This window comes from Roseicyclus sp., from assembly GCF_965662675.1.
Lineage (GTDB): Bacteria > Pseudomonadota > Alphaproteobacteria > Rhodobacterales > Rhodobacteraceae > Roseicyclus.
Genome location: NZ_CBFIIK010000145.1, coordinates 1 through 5,163, shown reverse-complemented (window position 1 = coordinate 5,163; position 5,163 = coordinate 1). Strand labels below are relative to the sequence as shown.

Genomic DNA, 5,163 nt, shown 5'->3' with positions numbered 1-5,163 from the left:
ACGCGCTTGATGCGATGCGGATGCATGCCGCGTGAGGCTGGCCCGAAGTTCCGCTTTCGCATGCTTGCGCGCACGGGTATCCAGCGGATCATATCGATGAATGAAAGCTGATAATGCCCTATGATTTCAGCCAAATTATGCCGATGCTTGCGCTCGTCGCGATGATCGGTGCCTTTGCTGGCGTGATCGCGGGGATGCTGGGCGTGGGGGGCGGCATCATCTTGGTGCCGGCCTTTTATTTCGCCTTCATCAGCTTGGGCTATGGCCCGGATGGGTTGATGCAGATCTGTCTTGCGACATCGCTGGCCACCATCGCGGTGACGTCGTGGCGCTCGGTTTTGGGCCATCATCGGCGCGGTGCCGTGGATTGGGTGATCTTGCGGGGTTGGGCTTTGGGGATCGGCGCGGGTGCGGTGCTGGGCGTACTGGTCGCCAGCGGCCTGCGCGGTGAGGTCTTGATGGTGCTTTTCGGCATTCTTGGCCTGATCGTCGGGCTTTATCTTGCCTTTGGGCGCAATGAGTGGCGCTTGGGTGATACGATGCCGACAGGGCTTGGTCGGTCGATCACGGGGCCTGTGATCGGCTTTCTTTCGGTGTTGATGGGGATCGGTGGCGGCAGTTTCGGTGTGCCGTTGATGAGCCTCTACAACGTACCGATCCACCGCGCCGTGGCCACGGCTGCAGGTTTTGGACTGGTGATCGCGATCCCTTCGGTTCTGGCCTTTCTGGTGATCCCGGCATCGGGTGGCAATCCGCCGCCCTTTACCGTGGGACAGGTCAATCTTGTTGGCTTTGTCGTGGTGGTGGCGATGACCTTGATCACCACGCCTGTCGGGGTGCGCATGGCCCATGCGCTGGACGGCAAACGGCTCAAGAGGATTTTTGCCGCATTCGTGCTGGTGATGGCGCTCAACATGATCCGCAAGGCGATCTGGGGATGAGTTGGCTTGATCGCGGCTTTGCGGTTTTCGCGCGCGAGGATGCGGTCGCCGATTGGGCCCAAGCCGCGATTGCACCGGCCTTGGCCGCGATCCGTGACCCGGCGATCCGCAAGGCATGGCTACGCCATGGCGGCACGTGGTTTGCGGGTGTCGACCTGTTGGAGAATGATGCAGCAGGCAAGGTAGGGGCGGGGCCGCCATTGGCCGGTGCGGCGCTGGATGCAGCACAGGCGGTTTGCGGGCCCTTGGCCTTGCATCGCGCGCAGCTTTCGGTGACCTATCCGGGCTATCCGGCCCGCGACGCGGCTGACAGTGATACGGCACATCGCTACCGGCTGACGCGCGACGCGGCCCATCTTGACGGGCTTTTACCCGAAGGGCCGGACAAGCGCCGCCACCTGCGTGAGCCGCATGGCTATATCCTTGGCGTGGCGCTGACCGGCGCGGGGGCGGGAGCCGCGCCGCTTGTGGTCTATGCGGGGTCACACCATGTGATGCGCGCCGCTTTCACGGCCGCCTTCTTGGGCCATGGCCCTGCATCATGGGGCGATCTGGATGTCACCGAGGTCTACCAAGAGGCGCGGCGACAGTGTTTCGCGCGCTGCCAGCGGGTCGAGGTCGTCTTGGAAGCGGGGCAAAGCGTGCTTGTTCACCGGATGGCGTTGCACGGCATCGCCCCGTGGGCGGAGAATGCACAAGCCGGGCCTGATGGCCGCATCATGGCCTATCTGCGCCCCGTACTGCCCGATATCGGGAATTGGTTGGCGCTGCCCTAGCTTTCGCCGCCACGCGAAAGCCGGGCTGCGCGCCCACCGCGCCGCACCGATAGCGCCGCGCGCCGGTCGGGCAGGGCCGCCATCACAGCGCGGCGCGCATCCGGGGTCATCCGCGACCAGCTTGAGATTTCGTCGATCGTGCGCCAGCAACCCGTGCAGGTGCGGGTTTCGGGATGGACCACGCAGATCTTGACACAGGGGCTTTCGATCTCGTCGCGCTTCCAGATGTTATCGGTCATGGTGATCCGCCCGCAAATGCCGGAGCCGGTCGAGGGCCCCTTGCAGGATATAGCCCGCCGCGACCGCGTCGATCACCTCTGCGCGACGTTTTCGTGACGTATCCGCCTCCAACAGTGCCCTTTCTGCCGCAACCGTGCTGAGGCGTTCATCCCAAAAAGCGATGGGCATGGCCTTGAATGCGTCGCTTTGGGCCAAGTTGCGGGCGAAGGCGCGCACGGATTGGGCGCGCGGGCCTTCGCTGCCATCCATATTGGCGGGCAGGCCGATGATCATGCCGCCGATCTCGCGATGCGCGGCCATGGCGCCAAGCTGCGCTGCGTCGATGGTGAATTTCACCCGCTTGACGGTTTCGAGCGGCGTGGCGGCCGACAAGAGGCGGTCCGAGACCGCGACACCGATGGTCTTTGTGCCGGGATCAAGCCCCATCAGGGCCCGACCTGCGGGCAGGGCAGCGGCGAAATCGGCGATATCGTCGAAGATCACGGTGCGCGGACCGTCAGCGGGGCGGCGGCAGCCTCGATTTGGGCCAGTGCATCGGGCATATCGGCAAAGACGAGGCGCGCCTCGTCGACGATCATCATCGCCTCGTCGGTGCGGCCAAGTACGATCTGCGCCCCGATCAGGCGTGCCCAATCCTCGGGCGGGCCACCCTCAGCGGCCAGCCGTGCAGCCAGACCCGCCACCATGCCTTCGATCATCGCGGCTTGGTCTTGGGCCGACATATCCTGGGCTGCGGCGATATCGGCGGCACTCGGCCCGCGCGGTGCGATGGGTTGGGGGAGTTCGGCCAAGGTGACGTTCACACCGGCAAGAAACGCGACCTCTTCGATCTGGAGGCGGATCGCCTCGAGCCAAGGGGCATCAGGGGTCGATTCGGCCAGAAGGTTGCGCCAGATCGGGAACGCCAGATCGGGCCGGCCCTGTTGGGCATACATCAACCCGATATAGTAGCGCGCCGTGCCATTGCGCGGCGCAAGCGCCAACCCGCGTAGCAGCGCCGCCTCGGCCTCGGGGCTGACATAGCCACCTGCCGCGAGGATCATCATTTCGGCCAGATCGATATATTCAAGTCCGGTCGCCGCATCGCCAAGCACGCCGATCAGCCGCGCCTGTGCCAAGTGGCCGGCACGGAAATTTCCAAGTGCAGCCTCGTTTTGTGCAAGTAGCGCAAGGCCTTGCGGGTCATCTGGGCGTTGTTCCATCACTTGGCGAAGCTGGATCACAAGCTCTTCGCGGCGCGGGTCGACCGCGACGCCTTCGCGAAAGGGCACCTGTGCCTCGGCGCTGCCTTGATCGGGCCGTGCCGCGCGGGCGGTTTCGACCTGTTCGAGCCGCCCGGCGATGGGCAGATCGGGATAGCCGGGCGCGCCGATGGTCAGATAGATCGCAAAGCTGCCCGCCACGCTGGCGGCAAGGACCGTGCCGATGATTAACTTGTCATGGCGCCCCGCGCCCGACGCGGTCGCGCCCTGTGCTTGCAGCGCGCGATCCGCCTCGAGCAGGCGGCGCGAAACCTCGGCGCGGGTGCGAGTGGCCTCGTCCTCGGTCAAGACGCCGCGGGCGACATCGCGCTCGACCTCTTTGAGTTGGTCGCGATAGACCTGCAGATCATAGGCGGCGGCCGGTGTCGCTGCCCGTTGCGGACGCGATGCCGCCAAGAGCAGCAGCATGACCACCAGCCCCGAGAATAGTACCGTCGCGATCCAAAATCCCATGTGTAGCGCATCCCTGTCTTCAGCCGTCGCGCTACACATAAGCGCAGATCATCGCCCAGAAAACTGGGCGTCGGGCCGCAGGGGGGCAAGATTGTGCGGCTGCGTCGCATTTCGCGATAAACTGGTCGCGCGCAGTATGATGTTTTCGCTGCACCTGCGACACAGCTTGCAGGCAGTTCGAGGGAGCCGAAACATGCGCCGCTATTCCGCCTTTGCCATCGCCCGAGAGGCCATGCGCCATCATTTGGGCTGGGAACGTGCCTGGAAAAGCCCGACGCCCAAGGCGCGCTACGATGTGGTCATCGTCGGGGCGGGTGGCCACGGTCTGGCCACAGCCTACTACCTTGGCAAGAACCATGGGCTCCGCAACGTCGCCGTGATCGAAAAGGGCTGGCTGGGCGGTGGCAATACCGGGCGCAACACCACGATCATCCGCTCGAACTACCTGCAAGATCCCTCGGCCGCGATCTATGAGAAGGCACGCAGCCTTTACGAAACACTCAGCCAAGACCTGAACTACAACGTCATGTTCTCTCCGCGCGGTGTGTTGATGCTGGCCCAGACCGAGCATGAGATCCGCGGCTACCAGCGCACCGCACATGCCAATGCGCTGCAGGGGGTCACGACCGAGTTCATCAACCCCCGCAAGGTCAAAGAGCTGTGCCCCATCATCAATATCGACGGGCCGCGCTACCCGGTCTTGGGCGCGCTCTGGCAGCCGCGCGGCGGCACCGCGCGCCATGATGCGGTCGCTTGGGGCTATGCGCGGGCATGCTCCGACATGGGGATGGACATCATCCAGCAGACCGAGGTGACGGGTGTTAAGCGCGAGGGCGGCAAGGTGGTCGGGGTCGAGACCAGCAAGGGCTATATCGGCTGTGGCAAGCTCGGCATCGTAGTTGCGGGCCATTCGGGCGTCATGGCCGAGCGCGCGGGCTTCCGCCTTCCGATCGAGAGCGTGGCGTTGCAGGCGCTGGTCTCCGAGCCGATCAAGCCGATCATGGATGTGGTCGTCATGGCCAACACCGTGCATGGCTATATGAGCCAGTCCGACAAGGGCGAGATGGTGATCGGCGGCGGGGCCGACAATTACAACAACTACACCCAGCGCGGGTCGTTCCAGCATGTCGAGGAAACCGTGCGCGCGCTGATCGAGACCTTTCCGATCATCTCACGCCTGAAAATGCTGCGCTGGTGGGGGGGCATCGTGGATATGACCGGCGACCGCTCGCCCATCATCTCGAAAACGCCGGTCGATGGCATCTTCGTCAATTGCGGCTGGGGCACGGGCGGGTTCAAGGCCATTCCGGGGTCGGGTTGGGCGATGGCGGAATTGATGGCCAAGGGGCATGCGCCGCTGGCTGATGCGTTCTCGCTGGACCGCTTCCGCGAGGGCCGCTTTATCGACGAAAGCGTGGCGGCGGGGGTGGCGCATTGATGGGTCGGGCGCGCATGGCGGCGGTGGCAGGGGGGCTGTCTGCCCCCCTCCTG

At 64.7% G+C, this 5,163-nt stretch carries 6 protein-coding genes; 3 read left to right on the top strand and 3 right to left on the bottom strand.

The annotated features are described in order from the left end of the window. The first annotated feature begins 113 nt into the window (after positions 1-113). Together ACTG4J_RS14550 and ACTG4J_RS14545 are read left to right on the top strand one after the other, a co-directional pair. Positions 114-941 (top strand): sulfite exporter TauE/SafE family protein, encoded by an 828-nt coding sequence (locus tag ACTG4J_RS14550; protein ID WP_439140459.1) that lies wholly within the window; start codon positions 114-116, stop codon positions 939-941. Beyond that, entirely contained in the window at positions 938-1,717 is a 780-nt protein-coding gene (locus ACTG4J_RS14545) for a hypothetical protein (RefSeq protein WP_439140458.1), read from the top strand. The genes ACTG4J_RS14550 and ACTG4J_RS14545 overlap by 4 nt, the downstream gene beginning before the upstream one ends. Here the strand turns inward: ACTG4J_RS14545 and ACTG4J_RS14540 are convergent. The 3 genes from ACTG4J_RS14540 to ccmI are packed head-to-tail and all read right to left on the bottom strand — an operon-like array spanning position 1,714 to position 3,672. After that, positions 1,714-1,956, bottom strand: a complete 243-nt coding sequence (locus tag ACTG4J_RS14540) for a DUF1289 domain-containing protein (RefSeq protein ID WP_439140457.1) — start codon at positions 1,954-1,956, stop codon at positions 1,714-1,716. The genes ACTG4J_RS14545 and ACTG4J_RS14540 overlap by 4 nt on opposite strands. Further along, complete coding sequence (gene ruvX, locus ACTG4J_RS14535) at positions 1,946-2,440, bottom strand: Holliday junction resolvase RuvX (protein ID WP_439140456.1); 495 nt, start codon at positions 2,438-2,440, stop codon at positions 1,946-1,948. Before ruvX ends, ACTG4J_RS14540 begins: the two co-directional genes overlap by 11 nt. Then, positions 2,437-3,672, bottom strand: a complete 1,236-nt coding sequence (gene ccmI, locus ACTG4J_RS14530; protein WP_439140455.1) for a c-type cytochrome biogenesis protein CcmI — start codon at positions 3,670-3,672, stop codon at positions 2,437-2,439. Before ccmI ends, ruvX begins: the two co-directional genes overlap by 4 nt. Before the next feature lie 193 nt (positions 3,673-3,865). On the opposite strand from ccmI, the gene ACTG4J_RS14525 reads away from it, so the two are divergent. Continuing rightward, the gene (locus tag ACTG4J_RS14525; RefSeq protein WP_439140454.1) at positions 3,866-5,110 is read left to right on the top strand and encodes a sarcosine oxidase subunit beta family protein; all 1,245 of its coding nucleotides are present in this window, start codon (positions 3,866-3,868) and stop codon (positions 5,108-5,110) included. Positions 5,111-5,163 lie beyond the last annotated feature (53 nt).

What these genes read in the sequence shown, in the direction of transcription:
- ACTG4J_RS14550 (WP_439140459.1), top strand. Translation starts at nt 114, where the DNA reads ATGCCCTATGATTTCAGCCAAATTATGCCGATGCTTGCGCTCGTCGCG.
- ACTG4J_RS14545 (WP_439140458.1), top strand. Translation starts at nt 938, where the DNA reads ATGAGTTGGCTTGATCGCGGCTTTGCGGTTTTCGCGCGCGAGGATGCG.
- ACTG4J_RS14540 (WP_439140457.1), bottom strand. Translation starts at nt 1,956, where the DNA reads ATGACCGATAACATCTGGAAGCGCGACGAGATCGAAAGCCCCTGTGTC.
- ccmI (WP_439140455.1), bottom strand. Translation starts at nt 3,672, where the DNA reads ATGGGATTTTGGATCGCGACGGTACTATTCTCGGGGCTGGTGGTCATG.
- ACTG4J_RS14525 (WP_439140454.1), top strand. Translation starts at nt 3,866, where the DNA reads ATGCGCCGCTATTCCGCCTTTGCCATCGCCCGAGAGGCCATGCGCCAT.